General features: G+C 36.0%; 20 protein-coding genes and 4 pseudogenes. 12 read left to right on the forward strand and 12 right to left on the reverse strand.

Going from position 1 to position 19,125, the window contains the following annotated elements; genetic code table 11:
- Positions 1-133: 133 nt before the first annotated feature.
- The 3 genes from N7U66_RS09060 (at position 134) to rlmB (ending at position 2,558) form a co-directional block, all read left to right on the forward strand.
- Positions 134-1,609 (forward strand): aryl-sulfate sulfotransferase, encoded by a 1,476-nt coding sequence (locus N7U66_RS09060; RefSeq protein WP_267678232.1) that lies wholly within the window; start codon positions 134-136, stop codon positions 1,607-1,609.
- On the forward strand, positions 1,572-1,757 hold the full coding sequence (locus N7U66_RS22535) for a T9SS type A sorting domain-containing protein (RefSeq protein WP_390886634.1): 186 nt from the start codon (positions 1,572-1,574) through the stop codon (positions 1,755-1,757). Before N7U66_RS09060 ends, N7U66_RS22535 begins: the two co-directional genes overlap by 38 nt.
- 66 nt (positions 1,758-1,823) lie before the next feature.
- Positions 1,824-2,558 (forward strand): 23S rRNA (guanosine(2251)-2'-O)-methyltransferase RlmB, encoded by a 735-nt coding sequence (rlmB, locus tag N7U66_RS09065; protein WP_267678233.1) that lies wholly within the window; start codon positions 1,824-1,826, stop codon positions 2,556-2,558.
- Here the strand turns inward: rlmB and N7U66_RS21615 are convergent.
- Complete coding sequence (locus N7U66_RS21615; protein WP_313791477.1) at positions 2,553-3,005, reverse strand: rhomboid family intramembrane serine protease; 453 nt, start codon at positions 3,003-3,005, stop codon at positions 2,553-2,555. The two genes, rlmB and N7U66_RS21615, sit on opposite strands and share 6 nt — an antisense overlap.
- Positions 3,006-3,529: 524 nt before the next feature.
- On the opposite strand from N7U66_RS21615, the pseudogene N7U66_RS09075 reads away from it, so the two are divergent.
- Positions 3,530-4,806, forward strand: a pseudogene (locus N7U66_RS09075) (replication-associated recombination protein A).
- On the opposite strand, the gene N7U66_RS09080 reads toward N7U66_RS09075, so the two are convergent.
- The 8 genes and pseudogenes from N7U66_RS09080 to radC all read right to left on the reverse strand — a co-directional run bounded on the left by N7U66_RS09080 (position 4,803) and on the right by radC (position 8,326).
- Positions 4,803-4,964, reverse strand: a complete 162-nt coding sequence (locus N7U66_RS09080) for a hypothetical protein (RefSeq protein WP_267678234.1) — start codon at positions 4,962-4,964, stop codon at positions 4,803-4,805. The pseudogene N7U66_RS09075 and the gene N7U66_RS09080 sit on opposite strands and share 4 nt — an antisense overlap.
- Positions 4,924-5,088 carry a hypothetical protein gene (locus N7U66_RS09085; protein ID WP_267678235.1) on the reverse strand — a complete coding sequence of 55 codons (165 nt, stop codon included), beginning with the start codon at positions 5,086-5,088 and terminating at the stop codon, positions 4,924-4,926. Before N7U66_RS09085 ends, N7U66_RS09080 begins: the two co-directional genes overlap by 41 nt.
- Positions 5,089-5,170: 82 nt before the next feature.
- Positions 5,171-5,650 (reverse strand): hypothetical protein, encoded by a 480-nt coding sequence (locus N7U66_RS09090; protein WP_267678236.1) that lies wholly within the window; start codon positions 5,648-5,650, stop codon positions 5,171-5,173.
- 4 nt (positions 5,651-5,654) lie between these two features.
- Positions 5,655-6,257, reverse strand: a complete 603-nt coding sequence (locus tag N7U66_RS09095; RefSeq protein WP_313791526.1) for an HAD family hydrolase — start codon at positions 6,255-6,257, stop codon at positions 5,655-5,657.
- 72 nt (positions 6,258-6,329) lie between these two features.
- Positions 6,330-6,809 (reverse strand): polysaccharide deacetylase family protein, encoded by a 480-nt coding sequence (locus N7U66_RS09100; protein ID WP_267678237.1) that lies wholly within the window; start codon positions 6,807-6,809, stop codon positions 6,330-6,332.
- The gene (locus N7U66_RS09105; RefSeq protein ID WP_267678238.1) at positions 6,806-7,108 is read right to left on the reverse strand and encodes a polysaccharide deacetylase family protein; all 303 of its coding nucleotides are present in this window, start codon (positions 7,106-7,108) and stop codon (positions 6,806-6,808) included. Before N7U66_RS09105 ends, N7U66_RS09100 begins: the two co-directional genes overlap by 4 nt.
- 5 nt (positions 7,109-7,113) lie before the next feature.
- The gene (locus N7U66_RS09110; protein WP_267678239.1) at positions 7,114-7,593 is read right to left on the reverse strand and encodes a DUF7033 domain-containing protein; all 480 of its coding nucleotides are present in this window, start codon (positions 7,591-7,593) and stop codon (positions 7,114-7,116) included.
- Between the two features lie 35 nt (positions 7,594-7,628).
- Positions 7,629-8,326 (reverse strand): annotated as a pseudogene (gene radC / locus N7U66_RS09115) (RadC family protein).
- Between the two features lie 118 nt (positions 8,327-8,444).
- Here radC and N7U66_RS09120 point away from each other — a divergent pair.
- Complete coding sequence (locus tag N7U66_RS09120) at positions 8,445-8,888, forward strand: DUF1569 domain-containing protein (RefSeq protein ID WP_267678240.1); 444 nt, start codon at positions 8,445-8,447, stop codon at positions 8,886-8,888.
- A complete protein-coding gene (locus N7U66_RS09125) occupies positions 8,885-9,478 on the forward strand; it encodes an FMN-binding negative transcriptional regulator (protein ID WP_267678241.1) in 594 nt (197 codons plus the stop codon). Before N7U66_RS09120 ends, N7U66_RS09125 begins: the two co-directional genes overlap by 4 nt.
- 26 nt (positions 9,479-9,504) lie before the next feature.
- Here N7U66_RS09125 and N7U66_RS09130 read toward each other — a convergent pair.
- The 3 genes and pseudogenes from N7U66_RS09130 to N7U66_RS09140 all read right to left on the reverse strand — a co-directional run bounded on the left by N7U66_RS09130 (position 9,505) and on the right by N7U66_RS09140 (position 12,751).
- Positions 9,505-10,181 (reverse strand): annotated as a pseudogene (locus N7U66_RS09130) (class I SAM-dependent methyltransferase).
- A 61-nt stretch (positions 10,182-10,242) separates the two neighbouring features.
- Positions 10,243-11,597: pseudogene (locus N7U66_RS09135) on the reverse strand (UDP-N-acetylmuramate--L-alanine ligase).
- A 200-nt stretch (positions 11,598-11,797) separates the two neighbouring features.
- Positions 11,798-12,751 carry a tetratricopeptide repeat protein gene (locus N7U66_RS09140; protein ID WP_267678242.1) on the reverse strand — a complete coding sequence of 318 codons (954 nt, stop codon included), beginning with the start codon at positions 12,749-12,751 and terminating at the stop codon, positions 11,798-11,800.
- A gap of 305 nt (positions 12,752-13,056) precedes the next feature.
- Between N7U66_RS09140 and N7U66_RS21620 the strand changes: the two genes are divergently transcribed.
- The 6 genes from N7U66_RS21620 to N7U66_RS21645 are packed head-to-tail and all read left to right on the forward strand — an operon-like array spanning position 13,057 to position 19,103.
- The gene (locus N7U66_RS21620) at positions 13,057-14,670 is read left to right on the forward strand and encodes a hypothetical protein (protein WP_313791478.1); all 1,614 of its coding nucleotides are present in this window, start codon (positions 13,057-13,059) and stop codon (positions 14,668-14,670) included.
- Between the two features lie 37 nt (positions 14,671-14,707).
- Positions 14,708-15,394 carry an MG2 domain-containing protein gene (locus N7U66_RS21625; protein ID WP_313791479.1) on the forward strand — a complete coding sequence of 229 codons (687 nt, stop codon included), beginning with the start codon at positions 14,708-14,710 and terminating at the stop codon, positions 15,392-15,394.
- Positions 15,339-15,641: a hypothetical protein gene (locus N7U66_RS21630; protein WP_313791480.1), complete on the forward strand. Its 303-nt coding sequence runs from the start codon at positions 15,339-15,341 to the stop codon at positions 15,639-15,641. Before N7U66_RS21625 ends, N7U66_RS21630 begins: the two co-directional genes overlap by 56 nt.
- Before the next feature lie 4 nt (positions 15,642-15,645).
- The gene (locus N7U66_RS21635; RefSeq protein ID WP_313791481.1) at positions 15,646-18,456 is read left to right on the forward strand and encodes an alpha-2-macroglobulin family protein; all 2,811 of its coding nucleotides are present in this window, start codon (positions 15,646-15,648) and stop codon (positions 18,454-18,456) included.
- Positions 18,453-18,581: a hypothetical protein gene (locus tag N7U66_RS21640; protein ID WP_313791482.1), complete on the forward strand. Its 129-nt coding sequence runs from the start codon at positions 18,453-18,455 to the stop codon at positions 18,579-18,581. The genes N7U66_RS21635 and N7U66_RS21640 overlap by 4 nt, the downstream gene beginning before the upstream one ends.
- Complete coding sequence (locus tag N7U66_RS21645; RefSeq protein WP_313791483.1) at positions 18,582-19,103, forward strand: alpha-2-macroglobulin family protein; 522 nt, start codon at positions 18,582-18,584, stop codon at positions 19,101-19,103. It begins immediately after the preceding gene.
- The last annotated feature ends 22 nt before the right edge of the window (positions 19,104-19,125 follow it).

Raw genomic sequence — 19,125 nt, forward strand, 5'->3', positions numbered from 1 at the left:
AGACGGTCCTATTCCTGCGGAAGGCGTAATCGTTGACGGTACTAATACTTGTAATTAAGAGTAAACTATTATTATAATTAGTAATAATCTAAAAACCACCTTTAATTAGGTGGTTTTTTGTTTAAATAAGACAATGAAACAGCTCTACCTTATCTTTTTATTCTTGGCGCTAACGCTACACAGTCAAAACACTGTTGGTACCATAACAAATGACACCAACGCTTTTAATGGTTTAACGCTTTTCTCCCCCAATAATTCCACAGAAACTTATTTGATAAATAATTGTGGAGAGGTGGTTAATCAATGGACAAGTACCTATACGCCTGCAGCGTCTGTTTATCTCTTAAATAACGGAAACCTGTTAAGAACAGGTAAAATTTATAACTCGGAAATTACTTTTGGTGGTGTTGGAGGAAAAATTGAGTTATTTGATTGGGAAAATAACTTGCTTTGGGATTATAATTATTCTACAGATTTAGTTTCTCAACATCATGACATTTACCCTTTACCTAATGGTAATATATTAATATTAGCTGTCACTACCATCCCTATTTTTGATGCTATTGAAGAAGGCAGAGATGCGACAAATATTTCAGAAGGCAAACTTTTTAACGAACAAATATTAGAATTACAACCTATTGGAACCAATCAAGCTAATATTGTTTGGGAGTGGAATATTAAAGATCATTTAATTCAAGATTTTGATGCTACCAAAAATAACTACGGCAGTGTTGCTAACAATCCGCAACGTTTAGACATCAATTTCTTAAACAACAATAATCCTGTTGCCAATTGGTTGCATATCAATTCTATGCAATACAATGAAAATTTAGATCAAATTATTTTAAGTTCAAGAAAACTAAGTGAAGTTTATATTATTGACCACTCCACTTCCACTGCTGAAGCCGCTTCTAGTCAGGGTGGTATTTATGGTAAAGGAGGTGATTTTTTATACCGCTGGGGTAATCCTGTAGCCTATGACCATGAGACAAGCACTTATGCGACACTAGATAGTCAACATTTTCCACATTGGATCCCTAATGGATTAACAGATGCTGGAAAAATAATGATTTTTAATAACGGTAATTCCAGTGCCATTTCTTCATTGGCTATTATTAATCCCGAAACCACTGGACAAGGAATATATGCGTACGATGAACTCAATGGTTTTTCACCTAGTGCTATAGAATGGACTTATGAAGCTGACACTCCGACTGACTTTTTTTCTGCCATATTATCCAGTGGACAACGTCTTCCGAATGGAAACACTTTAATCTGTGATGGAGATTCCGGCTATTTTTTTGAAATTGATTCTAATAAAAATACCGTATGGGAATATGTTAATCCCGACACCTCGACAGGAGTACTCAATCAAGGGGATTCCCCTGCTTTAAATTTTGTGTTTAGAGCGCATAAATTTCCCTTGGATTATCCCGCTTTTAATGGTCGAGATTTAACCCCAAGAGTACCTATTGAAGGCAATCCCGATTTAAGTAATTGCACTGTTTTGAGTACTACAGAATACGTGGTTACCCCAGTGGAAATCAAATTATATCCTAACCCTGTAGTAAATGATTTATTTCTCGGATTACGAAAAAGATATTCATAGGGTTGAAATATTCAACCTATTTGGTCAACGTATAAGTGTCGTTAGAAGTGCAAACACCCTAGATCTACAAGCTTTTGTCTCCGGATTCTATTTGCTTAAAATTCATACAAGTGAAGGTATTGTGACCAAGAAAATTATAAAGCAGTAATAATAACTTAACTAATATATGAAGCGGCTGATTTTTATCAGCCGCTTTTTTTATACCTTTGTCGCAATGGAAAATAATACACAAATTTTTGGTTTACGAGCGGTAATAGAAGCAATACATGCGGAAAAGACTATTGATAAGGTTTTTTTACAAAAAGGCCTGAAAGGCGAGCTTTTCTTGGAATTAGAAGCCCTTTTGAGACGTTATAGTATTAATTCTTCTTACGTGCCAGTTGAAAAACTCAATCGCCTCACAAAAAACAACCATCAAGGTGTCGTCGCACAGATTTCCCCTATTGCTTTTCACGACTTAGATGCTCTCGTTGAACAAACGATAGCTAGTGGGGCTACTCCTCTATTCCTTTTATTGGACCAACTTAGTGATGTGAGAAACTTTGGAGCTATCATTCGTACTGCTGAATGTACTGGTGTCAATGGCATCATTATTCAAAAGAAAGGTGGCGCTCCCATAAATGGGGATACCATTAAAACAAGTGCTGGCGCTGTCTTTAAAGTCCCAATTTGTAAAGTAGACCATATAAAAGATGCCATGTTTCATATGCAGGCTTCAGGCATAAAAGTAATTGCTGCCACTGAAAAAACAGAAAACACCCTCTACGATGTCTCTTTTAAAGGTCCTTGTGCTATTATCCTAGGATCTGAAGGTCGTGGCATCAACCCTTCGGTTTTAAAGCTGGTCGATGACAAAGCAAAACTACCGTTATTAGGAGAAATAGAATCCTTAAATGTCTCTGTTGCGTGTGGTGCTTTTTTATACGAAGCGCTTAGACAACGTTTATAATTCCTCCTTATTTTCTTTAAATATGTAATTTATATCAGGGGCTTCTTCAGACGCTTCTTCCTCTTCATCTAAGGTTTCAATAAAATTTCCGTTTTCGTCGAAGTGTTTCATAAACTCATCGTCTGCTTCGTTATAATTTGGCTCTTCCCAAGTATATTTTTTTGGTTTTGCTATTTCCTTCTTGAAGATTAACGCGAAAATAAATCCAGTTAGTAGTCCCGCCGTATGACCTTCCCAAGAGACTTGCTCATCTATAGGAAACGCATAGATAAACATACTACCATATATAAAAATAACCACCAATGATAACGCCATTAATCTATAATGTTTCGCAAAGAGCCCCTTAAAGAAATTAAAACTAAACAAGACATAAATCAAGCCACTAGCACCAATATGATAAGAAGGTCTACCAATACACCATGTAATAATACCGAGATAGTAAGACACCGTACAATACTACTTTCCAGGCAATCGGCCTATAAAAATAAAATAATGCTGAAGATAAAACGAACAACGGAATGGTATTAGAATACAAATGCTTAATGTCTGCATGTATAAACGGACTCAAAACAACACCTCTTAAACCTTGTACTGTTTGCGGATAAACACCAAATTTGTTAAAGCGAAAGCCAAAACGATTTTCTACTACAAAAACCAGCCGGATTAATAATACAAAAAGTATGGGATTTGTAATGGCTCCTAATGAGAACTTGAAGGTTTCTCGGATTCTGACTTTTCATAGATTTTAAATATAGCAATTTACAATCCAATATCTCTATTATGCTAGAATGTCAGCCTGTAAAAATAAAATCAATTAGCATAACTCTACCAGGACTCCATTTGCAAACTTTTTATAAAAAAGAAAGCGGCAGTAAAAAAAGGCCTCCAACCTTAACAAAAGGTACATGGTTTATTTTTTAAGAACCCGTAAAAAAATCTTAGCATAATTTTAAAAAGCTTAATTTTACACCATGAATATTCCTCTAGCCGAAAGATTGCGACCGAAGACTTTAGCCGATTATGTGAGCCAGGTCCATTTGGTGGGTAAACAAGGCGCACTAACAAAGCAAATTGCTCAAGGCTTGATCCCGTCGATGATTTTTTGGGGACCGCCAGGCATAGGAAAAACGACATTAGCGAACATTATTGCCGAAACTTCAGGCCGACCTTTTTATACTTTGAGCGCGATAAGTTCCGGAGTAAAAGACGTTCGCGAAGTTATTGAAAAAGCAAAACAGAGCGGTGGTTTGTTTACGACCAAAAACCCCATACTCTTTATTGACGAAATCCATCGTTTTAGTAAATCGCAACAAGATTCATTATTGCAGGCTGTGGAAAAAGGATGGGTTACTTTAATTGGAGCTACCACCGAAAACCCCAGTTTTGAAGTGATACCAGCCTTGTTGTCACGTTGTCAGGTGTATGTTTTAAACCCATTTAAAAAAAGGATTTAGAAGTGCTTTTAAAGCGTGCTATTGAAACAGACGAGGAAATCTCTAAAAAAAAGATTATACTCAAAGAAACCGATGCCTTATTAAGGCTTTCTCGGAGGTGATGCTCGAAAACTACTCAACATTTTCGAATTGATTATCAATGCTGAAGAAAGTGACCATATTACGATCACCAACCGCAGTGTTTTAGAAAAAGTTCAAAATAATACCGTACGTTACGATAAGACTGGTGAACAACATTATGATATTGTTTCTGCTTTTATTAAATCTATACGCGGCAGTGACCCTAATGCAGCTGTTTATTACTTAGCACGCATGGTAGAAGGTGGTGAGGATGTAAAATTCATTGCTCGACGTATGCTTATTCTAGCCAGTGAAGATATTGGTAATGCTAATCCTACGGCATTAATTATGGCAAACACCACATTTCAAGCGGTTTCTACCATTGGATACCCGAGTCCCGAATCATTTTAAGTCAGTGCGCGACCTATTTAGCCTGTTCGCCTAAGAGTAATGCTGCGTACATGGCCATAGGAAATGCTCAACAGTTAGTTAAAGAAACAGGAGACTTATCCGTTCCATTAGCCATAAGAAATGCCCCAACCAAATTAATGCAGGAAATAGGATACGGTGAAAACTATAAATATTCTCATAATTATGAGAATAACTTTATTTCTCAAGAATTTTTACCCAAAGAAATTGTCAATACCACGTTTTATGAACCAGGTAATAATGCAAGAGAAAAGGCCCAACGTGATTTTTTAAAAGCACGATGGAGAGAAAAGTACGGATATTAAAATTGAATATCAATGGCATTGGTTTGCAAATTGTTTTCCACAAATTGCGCCATAATCCAGGCGTTGTTCTTTTTATAAATTAATGCGTTCTCGTTTTTTACTATAAAAACATCTTCTTTACCGAGAAAACAGTAATGTATACTGTGTTTCTCCTTCATTATTTTTTAATTCATAATTAAAAACACTACCAGGTATGAGCTCTGCCAATAATCGTTTATTTTCTTTATTGGTCACTCTCGGTTTTTCTAAGTCCTTAACCTCGTCTTCACTTTCCGTCAGCACTATAAGTTTAGCGTTTCTTCCCTCTGATTTTTTTTCGGCTTTTAAATCTTTTATCTCTTCTTTTAGTTTCTCAATTTCTGTTTTAGTGTTCCCATCTCGGCATGTCGCTAGTTATTGTATCCGTAATTGGAACATACTTGTAATTAAGTGTTTTAATAGATTCAAAAGCACTACGAATGGCTTCTTGATACGCTTTTTTATAGGCTTTTTCTCGAGACATTCCTTGATTAGAGGTATATACCACCTCATCTCTACAATTTTTTAGCTGGATTTTTATTCGGGTTTTAAACAAATTTGATTCGTCTATAAGGTTGGCTTTTAAGGAGAGACAACCATTGTTAATAAGGTCCTCAGGTAATGCCTCGCTAGACATAAGGGTATTAAAATTATTTTTCTCAAATAGAAATTTTAACTGGGCATTTAAATTATATTGACTTTCATTATTTTGAAACTCAAATTTAGTTGGGACTATAATATATTTATATTCATTTAAGTCATTTTGAGCAAATAACATTGAAAATGTTATAAAAAACAGAGCGGTACATGTGATGTTTTTAATCATAATATTATAAATAATTTTTTAATTCAAGGAGATGATCGATTTGTTTTATATGATCTTCCATCTCCACTTTATGGTAATTAAAACAAATTGCATCCAGTCCTATATTTAAAGCACCGTAAACATCTGCTTCCGGATTATCTCCAATCATGATACCATGTTCCTTTTCTATATTTGCAAGGGACAGGGCATGATGAAACATTTTAGGATTGGGCTTTTTTACACCCACCATTTCTGAGTTGGTAATGGTTTCAAAATAATGAGCGATTTTGGCTTTCTCCAATTTACTCTGCTGTACCTCTTCAAAGCCGTTAGTAATAATATGTAGTTTGTACTTTGGTTTTAAGTACTCTAAAATTTCTATAGTTCCGTCAAAAACATGATTATGCGTGGTAAGATAATCAATGTAGTCAATCGCTAATTGATGAATGGTTTTATCTGAAATTTTCACATCTAAAACATCAAAGGTCTCTCTTAATCTTCCGTATCGTAAATTTGCTTTACTAACTTTTTCAGCACCATAAAGCTTCCAGTACTTTAAATTGATGGGGTGGTAGGCTTTAGAAAATAATTCGAAATCAATGACAACAGCATTCTTCTTAAAAATAATCTCAAAAGTTAGTGCAGAATTTTTATCAAAATCCCGAGTGTATGGTCAAGATCAAAAAAAATATCGGTGATGCTATGCTTCATTTTCTGAGTCTAAAATAATGTTAAATAATTCTTTATACCCTTGCCAGGTCTCATCGGCTCCAAAGGTATAATTATGGAACACAGAAACAAACTCACCATTCACTTTTTTTACTTCATCAATCACTCTATTCAACATCATCTTTTTGTCTAATAAAGACTGGTGTTTTAATAGTGCATAATCTAATACGTGATAAGTGTTTATGCGCAAAGGGGTTTGAATTTCGTAATCTAAATCGTAATAGAAAAAGGGTGTACACGTTCCTGCTCTAAAACCTATATGTTTAATGTATCCCATGGTATAGTCTTCGGGTATTTCTAATTCTACTAAATTCCTATACGATTCGGGTAAGTTTAATTTTGAAAAAGAATGCCTTGAAGCTTGTAGTTCCTGATTGGTAATGGACTCCATTCTTATTTTTTCTGCCTTTAAAATAGCCTTATTTTCCAATGCAAAAAAAGAGGCTTTCAATCCAATTCGGAATAGTCTCCTACTTGCTTAATCAACGACTGAAAAGCTGATTTTTGTGCATTGATATTTTTGTCGTACGTGGAAAAATCTCCAATAAGGAAAAAGAATATAAACTTATTAACGACTTGTTTTTGCTTGTTAATAATGTACTTAAAGGTATCATATGGATCGTTTTTCAAACCAAAAAGCACCACATAACGTTGATAAACTTTTTTTAATTTAAATCTCGAAAGATCTCTTATGGTCCCACCAAAAGTTCGCATAATGCCTTTTAATTTAAAGGCATAAGCACTTGGCACATCTATTACAGGCGTGATTTTGTACTGCCGCTCGGAAAAACAAAATCTGGGTAATGTGCTTTCAATAACTTTCTAAATTTAAAAGCCCATATGTCAACCACGGGCTGATTTAAAAAACCATGATTAAAGGCTAAGCTTTCCTCTGCGGTAAAGCGTCCATAATCGTCTTTAACATGTGGTAAATACTCTTCATATCTGCTTAACAGATAAAAAGAAGCAGCAAAAATATCAAAGGGCAAAGCACTAGATTCTCCATTAGCAAAAAAACACTTGGTGTCTTCCCATTCGCTCACATTCAAATCTAAATCATCGAGCCCTTGCTCAAACAGGAGCTCATTAGCACGCATAAAAATTTCATGACTCAGCGGTTGTCTTGTGTAAGACATTTTTAAACTATCATGTGCTATAAATTCTTCAATCGTTGTGGTGAAATTTACAGGTATACCTATAATTCGTGTACAAATTTGTTTAAAAATGTACTTCACCCTTGGTGTGATTTTATGTGTATAAACTAGAAGCATTACATTAAATTTTCGTCTGCAAAGCTAAAATAAGCAGTTTCTGTGACGATTATGTGATCTAATACTTTTATATCTAAACTTTGTGCGGCTGTTTTCATCTTTGTTGTGAGTGCTTTATCTGCCTGGCTTGGCAATAAAGTGCCGAAGGATGATTATGAACCAGCAAGATCCCTACTGCTCCTACTTCGAGTGCTGTTTTGAGTGCCAAACGCACATCGACTAGCGTTCCTGTAATACCACCTTTACTCAATTGATTTTTTTGAATGACTTTATTAGAATTATTTAAATATACAATCCAAAATTCTTCGTGAGGGAGCTCTCCAATAAGCGGTTGCATAAGTTCGAAAACAGAAGCACTAGATGTGATTTTTTCTAGTTGTAATGCTTCTCCTCCACGCCGCCTTCTCCCTAATTCTAAAGCAGCAATAATGGTAATGGCTTTAGCTTCACCAATACCTTTAAATGCCATAAGCTGTTTAATGGACAACCTGCCCAAGGCGCTCAAATTATTATCTACACTTGCTAAAATACGCTGACATAGCGCAACGGCACTCTCTTCTCGATTTCCTGAACCTATTAATATGGCAACCAATTCTGCATCGCTCAGTGCCGTTTTACCCTTGTAAAGTAATTTTTCACGGGGCTGATCGTCTTGTGACCAGTTTTTTATAGAAAAGGACGCTGGTTTTTTAGTCATCTTATAAATCTACATATTTTTTTTTGTTTTCACTTTTAAATGCTGAAAGACTCTACATATGCATCCTATTATTAAGAAAATATTGTAAATTTCAGACACATTCTTTAATCATTTCGTTATGCAATCCATTTTTAATCCTGAAACGCACCAAGAGATCCTTAACCGTGTTGACAATCTAAACGAAAATTTGCAGCCTAATTGGGGAAAGATGACGGTAGGCCAAATGTTGGCACACTGCCAAATTCCATTAAACGTTATACTTGAGAAAGAAGATTATGGTTTAAAACCAAACTGGCTTATTAATCTACTCTTCAAGAAATCAATGTATAACGATAAACCATGGCGTAAAAATATGCCAACACCAAAACGTTTTCAAGTAATCGAAACCAAAGATTTTAATACCGAAAAACAAAAACTAGTGACGCTTTTGAATGAACTCCACGAGCATAAAGAAAAAACCAATTGGCAACCGCATCCCGCTTTTGGTAAATTAACCAAAGACCAGTGGGGACAAATGCAATACAAACATTTAAATCATCACTTAACACAATTTGGCGTTTGAAATACCCACCAAAACACCATCAGGACAATGATATCAGTCACATGATTGAAGTCATTAAAACCTATCCTTTAGCTACAGTTATTTCTGTAAAGGATGGTCAACCACTAATCACGCATTTACCATTAATTTATGAAGCAGGTAAACTAATTGGGCATATCGATATTTATAATCCGCAAACTGAGTTACTAAAGGACAATCACGATATTACCATTATATTTTCCGGACGAGAATGTTATATTTCGCCAAGTATATACACCTCAACCCAGTTACCTACTTGGAATTATATTAAAGTGCATTTAAAAGGAACTGTGAAACGTATAGAAAGTAACGCCGCTTTAAAACAGAGTTTGATAACCATGACTGAATTCCTGGAAGCACCTGATCACAACTATATTTTAGAGCCCGATAATCCTAGATTGGATGCTAACCTCAACTATATTAAACTGTTCGAAATAGCAATCACCCATTGGGAAGGCAAATTTAAACTCTCACAAGACAAGCACCCTAAAGATATTAGAAATGCCCGTGCCGAATTACTTCGTGCTAATCAAGAACGTGTGAGGGCCTTTTTAGATACTGTTTTCGTTTAAAACAAGAAATATAAAATAGTAAGATTTTAAAAGAGTGTATATAGTGTTGTGACTATAACACCTCTCCCTTCATTTAAACTAATAGACAACAGTTGTTGTTCTTCTTTTGTCTTTAAGTTAAAAGGAGATACCAACAGGTTTACACCACTGTGCTTTTTTAGCCTAATGCCTTGCCCTGAAATAATATCTTTATTAGGTGTAAAATCTCCTTCGGAAGATGTTCTGTTATAATAACATACTTGTATGCACTTAACTTAGGTAATATCTTTTGTATTTCAGCATTCGACAAATGCTGTAGGACTTGGCGCAATACTACACAATCTCCAATAGGTAGCGCATCTCCTGCGATATCTAAACAGTGGAATTCTAAATTTTCTGCTTTAAATTTTTCTGTATTGCGTGCTATAAGGTCCGGTACTATATCTAACCCTACATAGTGTTTTGTATGCTTAACTAATGCTTTTCCCACATTAAAATCCCCACAACCTAAATCACACACCACCATAGGACTTTTAAAAGACTTTAAGAAGTTAGTTAAAACGATAATGTATGGTTCTACAATCTTAAGATTATGCGATCCATCACCGGAATAAAAATCGGAAGTATGGCCTCCCCATAGGTTCATGGCATAGACTTGTTCCATCGCTTTTTTCGTGGGCCAAGGCTTCTTTACTCCTCCCGTTTCATTTTCGTTCTTTTTCATAAACACCTTATTGATTATTCTGAAGTCATGCACTTAAAAGGTTAAACACATCAACAAAAAACTACTCAATTAACGCTTTTAAAGCCTCAAAATCTAAACCGCCGTAATTTCCGGAGCTCATTAACAATAAGGCTTTATTCTCAAAATTTTGTAAGAAAAGAAACTGTTTAAATGCTTCCGGATTGGTGTAAATTATTAAATCATCACGCTCAAAAGCGGTTGCTATTTGTTCATGTGTAACTTCTTCTAATTTTTTTATCTCTACAGCGTGTGGCGAATAGAATACTACAGCTACATCGGCAGCATCCAATGCCCCCTTGTATTCTTTTAAAAATTCAGCATTGAGACTACTATAGGTATGCAGTTCTAAACATGCAATGAGTGAGCGGTTTTCATATTGTGCTTTCACGGCATTTGTTGTGGCTTCCACTTTGCTTGGTGAGTGTGCGAAATCTTTATAAGCAACGCTATTTTTGCTTTCGGCAATTTTCTCTAAACGTTTGCTTGCCCCTTTAAAGGTTGCAATCGCTTCATAGAAATCATCTTCATCAATACCCATATGTTGACAAATCCATTTGGCGCCAGCGAGATTATTCAAATTGTGTTTGCCAAAGACTTCTATTGGCACATCACCTTCTGGCGTTTCCAGCAAAGTCTGCCCGTTTTCTACAGTATACTCTGGCGTAGTATACGGTAATTTACGTATGGGATTTAGAGAGGCTTCCACGACTCGTTTCACTTCAGCATCTTCTTCATTATAATTAATACTTCCACCGTTTACAATACTATCTACAAAAAGGCGAAACTGCTCTACATAGTTTTCATAGGTTGGAAACACATTAATGTGATCCCAGGCTATACCGCTTAATAAAGCAATATTTGGTTTGTATAAATGAAATTTGGGTCTCCGATCTATTGGAGAACTCAAATACTCATCCCCTTCCAGTACAATAAAATCATTGTCCTCGGTTAATTTTACCATGACATCAAACCCCTCCAATTGTGCTCCAACCATATAATCTACGTCGCGATCGTGATAATGCATCACATGTAATATCATAGAAGTTATCGTTGTTTTACCATGACTCCCACCAATAACTACTCTGGTCTTATGTTTAGATTGTTCATATAAAAACTCAGGATAAGAGTAAATTTTAAGCTCCAATTCCTGTGCTTTTAACAATTCGGATTGTCTTCTTTAGCATGCATCCCCAGCACTATGGCGTCTAAATGAGCGGTTATTTTTTCGGGAAACCAGCCAAACCGTTACGGCAACAATCCTTTCGCTTCTAAGCGTGATTTCGAAGGTTCAAATATGGTGTCATCACTACCTGTGACTTGGTAACCTTTATTATGTAAGGCTAAAGCGAGGTTATGCATGGCACTACCTCCTATAGCTATAAAATGTACGTTCATAGAGTTGTTTTATGAAGTGTAAATATAAGAATTGTTACTTCTAATTTTAATGGAGATTTTGGATTTCTACGAGGAGGTCCAGCAATCGTTGTGCCACAGCTCTAATAGTAACTTGCAAAACACGAATAGGAAAACTAAAAACCAACACGCCGCATCTACAGGAAAGGCTATCACCCTGCAAGCAGGTACTCGTCTAACCATTACAGATTATTTATCGCTTTTTTTTCGTCTTTGAATGCCTCAATTTTTGGCAAGTCGGCAATAGCTTTATCTATCCACAGCAACGCCTCCGTTTTATTTGCCTTGTGTTTATATATTTGTGCCAAACGATAATACGCCCAAGATTTAGGTACCCCATCTTTAGCACTGTAATGTGAGATATACTGTTTTAAACAGCGCTCCCCTTTTTCCAGTTGCACATTATATTCGGCACATACTTTACCTATTTGATAATGCATCGCATTACGATTGTGTTTCACATTTGACGCTTCTATAGTTGTTATAGCCTCATTGGCCTTTCCTTCTTTTTCATAAAGCTTAGTGAGCTTATCAAAACAGTTCAAAGAACCTCCTTCTTTTATCGCAAGTTTATAAAATTTTTCTGCTAATTCAGGCTCATTATCATATTCATGGATATAGCCTTTTGCCAAATACCCATCTACTTTTGAAATATTAAAAAGTTCTTCTGCATATTTTAAACTTTTAGCCTTGCTACCTCCAATAATCCCTGGTAATTGCATGTATAATTCTACTAAAGCCCAACGGGTATCGATGTGATTGGGATCTAATTCTGCCGATTTTAAAAAAGCCGATTTCACATCACCAATAATGCCTAATGCTGTTATTTTGTTAACAGACAACGCTTTCATTCCTAAGGCCCCTCCGTATTTATAATGATAATTTGCGCTATTAGGCTTAGCTTCTGTTAGGGTTTTATATTGCTCTCCTGCTTCTTCCCATTTTTTCCGGTGGCCATAGGCATCACCCAATAATTCAATGGCTTTTAAGTCTGAAGGGTTTTCACTAACAAAGACCACTAGTTTTTGTTCCGCTTCAACAAAGTTTTTTTGCTCAATTAAGCCTTCGGCTTCACTATATATGGATTGGGCCAAAGAAAAAACTGGCAACAGTAGTAAAAGGATGAGTTTTCGCATTATAAAAATTATTCGTGCTAAATTAATATTCTATTGGTATTATTTTTGATTTTAAATAAAAAACATCATGTGAAATTAAAGTTAGTGTTCCTCAAAATGGTATGATTCTATTAAAAAAAATCTAAAATAAAAGGTTTACTTTTAAAGTACCTTAGTTTACTCAATGAAACGTTGCTTTTGCGCATTTGGTCTTTTGTAAAAAAACAAGTCCAACTATATTGCTTCATAAAACATGACGAAAACAAAATACGTCTTAAAATATTGCAAACGAACACCATTATCTTTAAAAAAATAAATATTAAAAAATGAACAGATTCCTTACGATACTCATTATAGTTCTTTTTGCCAATACCTCTTTCTCCCAAAACAACAACTATTCCAAATTATGGACCGAGGTTGAAAATTTTGAAATGAAGGGGTTGCCAAAATCTGCTTTAAAACTTGTTGAAACCATTGAGGCAAAAGCCGGAGACGAAAATAACGCGCCACAAAAAATTAAAGCGCTCCTCTTTAAAAGCAAGTTTATACTCACTTTAGAAGAAGCGGCTCAACTCAATATCGTTAATGCTTTTAAAACTGAAATAAAAAACAGCGCGGCGCCCACTAAAAACGTATTACAAAATATTTTAGCTACACTTTACTGGCAATACTTTCAGCAAAATCGTTGGAAATTTTATAACCGTAGTACGACAAACGAAAAAGTTGATCCTGAAGATTTTAGAACTTGGGATTTACAAACCTTATTTGATGAAGTACACAGGCATTTTGAACACTCTTTGGAAAACAAATTAATTCTTCAGCAAACTAAACTAGAAGCTTATAGTGCATTACTTCAAGAACAAAAAGATTCCAAAATTTACCGTCCTACACTATATGATTTTTTGGCACACAACGCCCTTCTATTCTATAACACTACCGAAAACACCATTACTAAACCAGCTTATAAATTTATAATTGATGATGCCAAGTATCTTGCGAAATCTGAAGAATTTGCTAAGCTCACCTTAGCCTCAAAAGACACGTCCTCTTTAGAATTGAATGCTTTAAAACTCTATCAAGCGTTAATTAAATTTCATTTAAAGGATAAAACCCCTCATGCTCTAGCGGCTGTAAATATAAGTCGTTTGGATTATGTTAAAGAACATTTGATTATACAGAACAATGAAGCCCTTTTAATTGACACCTATAGTGCAGAAAGTGCTCGTGTTGCTTCACACGAAGTTTCAGGTTTATATGATTATGAAATAGCAACTATTTATGCCAATCAAGCCAATAGTTATTCGCCCGAAGCCCATATAGAAATGCAATGGAAAAACAAAGAAGCTTTAGCGATATGCGATACTGTAATTTCAAAATTTCCAAAAAGTAACGCTGCAGATAAGTGTAAGGGACTCAAAGCCCGAATTGTTAATCCGAGTTTGAGTATTTTAACAGAGTCATTGCTTCCTGTGCAAACCCATGGTAGACTCTTAGTGACACATAAAAATTTGGACCAAGTATGCCTTTCAGTTTATAAACTAACTGAAAAGCAATATGAAAAATATGCTAAAATCTATAGAAAAGCAGAGCGTGAAGCATTTATTGCAACTTTAACCGCTAGTAAGAACTGGGACTCCGCTTTAAACAACGAAAAAGACTATCAGTTTCACCGAACCGAAATAGTGATGCCGCCATTAGAGAATGGGCGTTATTTGATAACAGGTATAACCAATGATCTGGATCAAAATTTCTTAACCTTTTCGAATGTTCAAATCACAAATATTGCCATTTTAGAATATGATTATGAAGACAAAAAACACCTTCAAATCATAAATAGAACTCATGGGAAGCCTATTGAAAATGCAAAAGTAAGATTAGAGTACACTTACGATAATGAGGTGCGTGAAACGGTGAATAAAACAACCGATTCCGAGAGGTAAGTTGGTCATAACGAAACCCAAAAACGACAGGCGTCATGTGAATATTAAGGTCATAGATAAAAGTGAGGTGGCTTACTTTGAAAACTTGTACATCAATGGTTATTACAACAACAAATACAGCGATGAGCCAGTAAGCTATAACACCTTTTTATTTACAGATCGAAGCATCTATAGACCAGGACAAACCGTTTATTTTAAAGGCATTGCGATATCAACAAAGGACGAAACGTCTCAAGTGATTACTAACCAACAATTAACAGCCTCTTTATATAATGTTAACGGAGAGAAAATAAAGACAATAGATTTAATAACAAATGATTATGGCTCGGTTGCAGGTGAATTTATATTACCTAGTGATGGTTTAACAGGAACCTTTAGCTTGCGTTTAAAAGGCAACAATATTTATAATGGTTATGCCTCCTTTTCGGTTGAAGAGTACAAGCGACCAAAATTTGAGACCAGTTTCAACCCTATTACCGAGAGTATTAAAGTAAATGACAGCGTCACTGTAACAGGAAAAGCTTTGGCCTATGCCGGCGCCTCAATTTCTGATGCTAAAGTAGTGTATCGTGTGAAGCGAAATGTACAATATCCACGTTGGTATTATTGGAGACATCCAGTAACTACAGATCAAGGTCAAGAAATCACACACGGAGAAACACTAACAGATGCGACTGGGAATTACACCATTACCTTTAAAGCCATTCCGAGACGAAACGGTTGAGAAGGAAAGTTTACCCATTTTTAAGTACGAAATCACGGCAGAGGTTACTGATCTTAATGGGGAAACTCAAAGTGCTACCACCATTATCAATGTGGGCTATCATGCGTTGTTAGCAAGCCTTTCTATTCCTAACAGTTTAGACAAAACAGAAAAAGACCACCAAATTAGTATTGATACTAAAAATCTAAACGGTGAATTTGTACCTGCAAAAGGCAACATTAAAATTTACAAATTACGAGCTCCGTGAAAATGTGTTACGCCCAAGACCATGGCCGGCTGGAGATTATAAAAAACTAAAAAAAGCAGACTTTAAAAAGCTGTTTCCACATGATGCCTACGATACTGAAAGTGATCAAGAGCAATGGGAGAAAGGTGAATTGGTTTTTGATGAAAGCTTTGATACCCAAGAGACGAAGACCATAGCGCTAGGAAACATAAAAAAATGGGCATCGGGAGAATATATTGTAGTACTTGAAAGTAAAGATAAGTTCGGACAATTAGTAAAAGACGAAGCCAAAACACGCTTGTATAGTGCGAAAGACAACACCTTAGCAGACCAGCAATTATTTAGCGTGACCACAAATAAACAAACTTACGAGCGTGATGAGACCGTTGAACTTATTTTTAGTTCGGCAGCTAAGGACCTTTGGGTTACTGTTGAAGTAGAAAAAGACCATGACATTATCAATACCTATGTGATTGTATTGAATGCCAATAAAAAAACGATTAGAATACCTGTAACAGATAAGGACTTAGGTGGTTTTGCCGTGCATTACAGCTTTGCAGCGTTCAATAGTTTTCAGAGCAGCACAATCCATATTAACGTGCCCTACCCAAAAACCGATTTAGAGATTGAAACCGTCACCTTTAGAGACAAACTAAAACCAGGCACCGATGAAACGTGGACCTTTAAAATTAAAGGGCCTAAGGGCGATAAAGTGGCAGCTGAAGTATTAGCAAGCATGTATGATGCCTCTTTAGATGCTTTTAAGCCGCATAACTGGGAATTCAATCCCATCTATCATGGCACGTATCGTTCCTCGCTACGAAAAAGCGCGTATAGAAGTTTTGGCCAAAGCCATTTTAGTGTGCAAAGAGATTACATACTGCCTAATTATTACAGTCCTCAAAGCTATGACCAATTGAATTGGTTTGGACTATCTTTTGGTTATGGATCCCATTACTATAAGAAAAGAGTAAAGGGAATGGTTTCTGGTATTGAAATTATTGAAGACGAGATGCAGCTCGAAGAGGTATCCGTTGAGGCCATGAGTGTATCTGCTCCAACAGCAAATGCCATTGATGCAGACAAAGAAACTGAAGAAGGTGCTGATGCTATCTCATCTGACGGTACTGAAAAAACAGATTTCTCAAACGTCAAAATCCGTAAGAACCTTCAAGAAAGCGCCTTTTTCTTTCCACAGTTGGCAACAGACGCGAGTGGAAATGTCTCTTTTAGTTTCACCTCACCTGAGGCGTTGACCAAATGGAAATTACAATTATTAGCCCATACTAAAACCTTAGAACACGCAACAACGACTTTAACCACTGTGACTCAAAAAGAGCTAATGGTCTTACCTAATGTGCCCCGTTTTTTGCGCCAAGGAGACCAAATTAAAATCTCTACAAAAATTGCGAATTTGACTGACACCCCATTATCCGGTGTTGCCGTACTTCAGTTGTTTGATGCATTAACAGGAGCACCTATAGACGCGAAACTATCCAACACAAATAACGAACGTGTTTTCAGTGTCGATGCAAAAAGCAACACACAAGTCACTTGGGGGCTAAATATTACTGATGCGGTGTCTGCCATTCAATATAAAATAATAGCAAAATCTGGTGATTTTAGCGATGGTGAACAAAACGCATTACCCGTGTTAACCAATCGTATGTTAGTCACCGAAACGCTAGCTATGTGGGTTAAAAGTAATGAAACACGCACGTTCACTTTAGACAAATTAAAAACAAATACCTCAACCACAATTAAAAACCATAAGCTTACTCTAGAAATGACGAGTAATCCAGCTTGGTATGCCGTGCAAGCACTACCTTATTTAATGGAATACCCTTATGAGTGCAACGAACAAACCTTTTCGCGTTACTATGCTAATGCATTGGCAAGCCATATTGCGAATAGCAACCCAAGAATTCAAGAGGTCTTTAATCAATGGGCGTCTCAAGACGCACTTATTAGCAACCTGGAAAAGAACGAAGAATTAAAATCCATTTTAATTCAGGAAACCCCTTGGTTACGAGATGCACAAAATGAAACCGAACAGAAAAAACGTATCGCCTTACTGTTCGATTTGAATAAAATGAATAACGAACTGTCGAGAGCTAAAACGAAACTAGAAAACAATCAGCTGGATTCTGGTGGTTGGTCATGGTTTGGCAATTATAGCGAAAACCGTTATATCACCCAACATATTATTACTGGCTTTGGGCATTTACAAAAACTAAAAGTCATTGAGACTGATAATGAAGCAGCAATGATCAACAAGGCATTAAACTACTTAGATGCGGCATTCGTTAAAGAATATAAAGACCTTAGAAAATATGACGCTGAAGCTGATTTAACTTTGGATAGGTTAAGTTATACACAATTACATTATATGTACATGCGTAGCTTCTTTCCGGAGAAAACGCCATCAACAGAAGTTAAAGAAATCATGAGTTATTACCATTCACAAATTAAAAACTACTGGCTAAGACGCAACCTCTATTCAAAAGGGATGATGGCTTTGGTGGCACATAGAATGGATGACACCATGACTTCTGAGAAAATTTTAAACTCTTTAAAAGAGACAAGCATTACCAGTGACGAATTAGGCATGTACTGGAAAGAAAACACCAGTTCTTGGTATTGGTATCAGGCACCAATTGAAACACAAGCGTTAATGATCGAGGCCTTTTCTGAAATTCAAAATGATACGAAAACCATCGATAATTTAAAAATCAGTTACTTAAAAACAAGCAAACCAACAGCTGGAAAACGACCAAAGCGACCACCGAAGCCGTTTATGCTTTACTATTACAAGGGAGTGATTGGTTATCTGTGACAGAAATGGTAGAAGTCGTTATTGGCGGACAAAAAATTGCCCCTTTAAAACTAGAAGCTGTAAAAGTGGAAGCTGGAACTGGTTATTACAAAACAGCGTGGAGTGGCTCAGAAATAACCCTGTAAATGGCCGAAGTAAAAATAACAAAAACAGGTGATGGTGTTGCGTGGGGCGGTCTATACTGGCAGTATTTCGAGGATTTAGATAAAATCACCTCAGCTGAAACACCACTTAAATTAAAGAAAAAACTCTTCAAAAAAACAAATACCGATAAAGGTGAAGTCATTACAGATATTACCAAAGACACAGAACTTAACGTTGGCGATTTAATAAGAGTACGTATAGAATTACAAAGTGATCGCGCTATGGAGTTTGTGCACATGAAAGACATGCGCGCTGCTGGATTAGAACCTATAAATGTATTATCTAGTTATAAATATCAAGACGGCTTGGGGTATTATGAAGCGACAAAAGACGCCTCAACCAATTTCTTTTTCGATTATTTACCTAAAGGTGTGTATGTCTTTGAATATGATTTACGCGTGAATAATGCGGGGAATATGAGTAATGGTATTACCACGATTCAAAGCATGTATGCACCGGAGTTTAGCAGTCATAGTGAAGGGACAAGAATTAATGTAGAATAGGTCTTTATAGCATTCGCTGCAA

This window comes from Lacinutrix neustonica (genome assembly GCF_026625145.1).
Lineage (GTDB): Bacteria > Bacteroidota > Bacteroidia > Flavobacteriales > Flavobacteriaceae > Lacinutrix > Lacinutrix neustonica.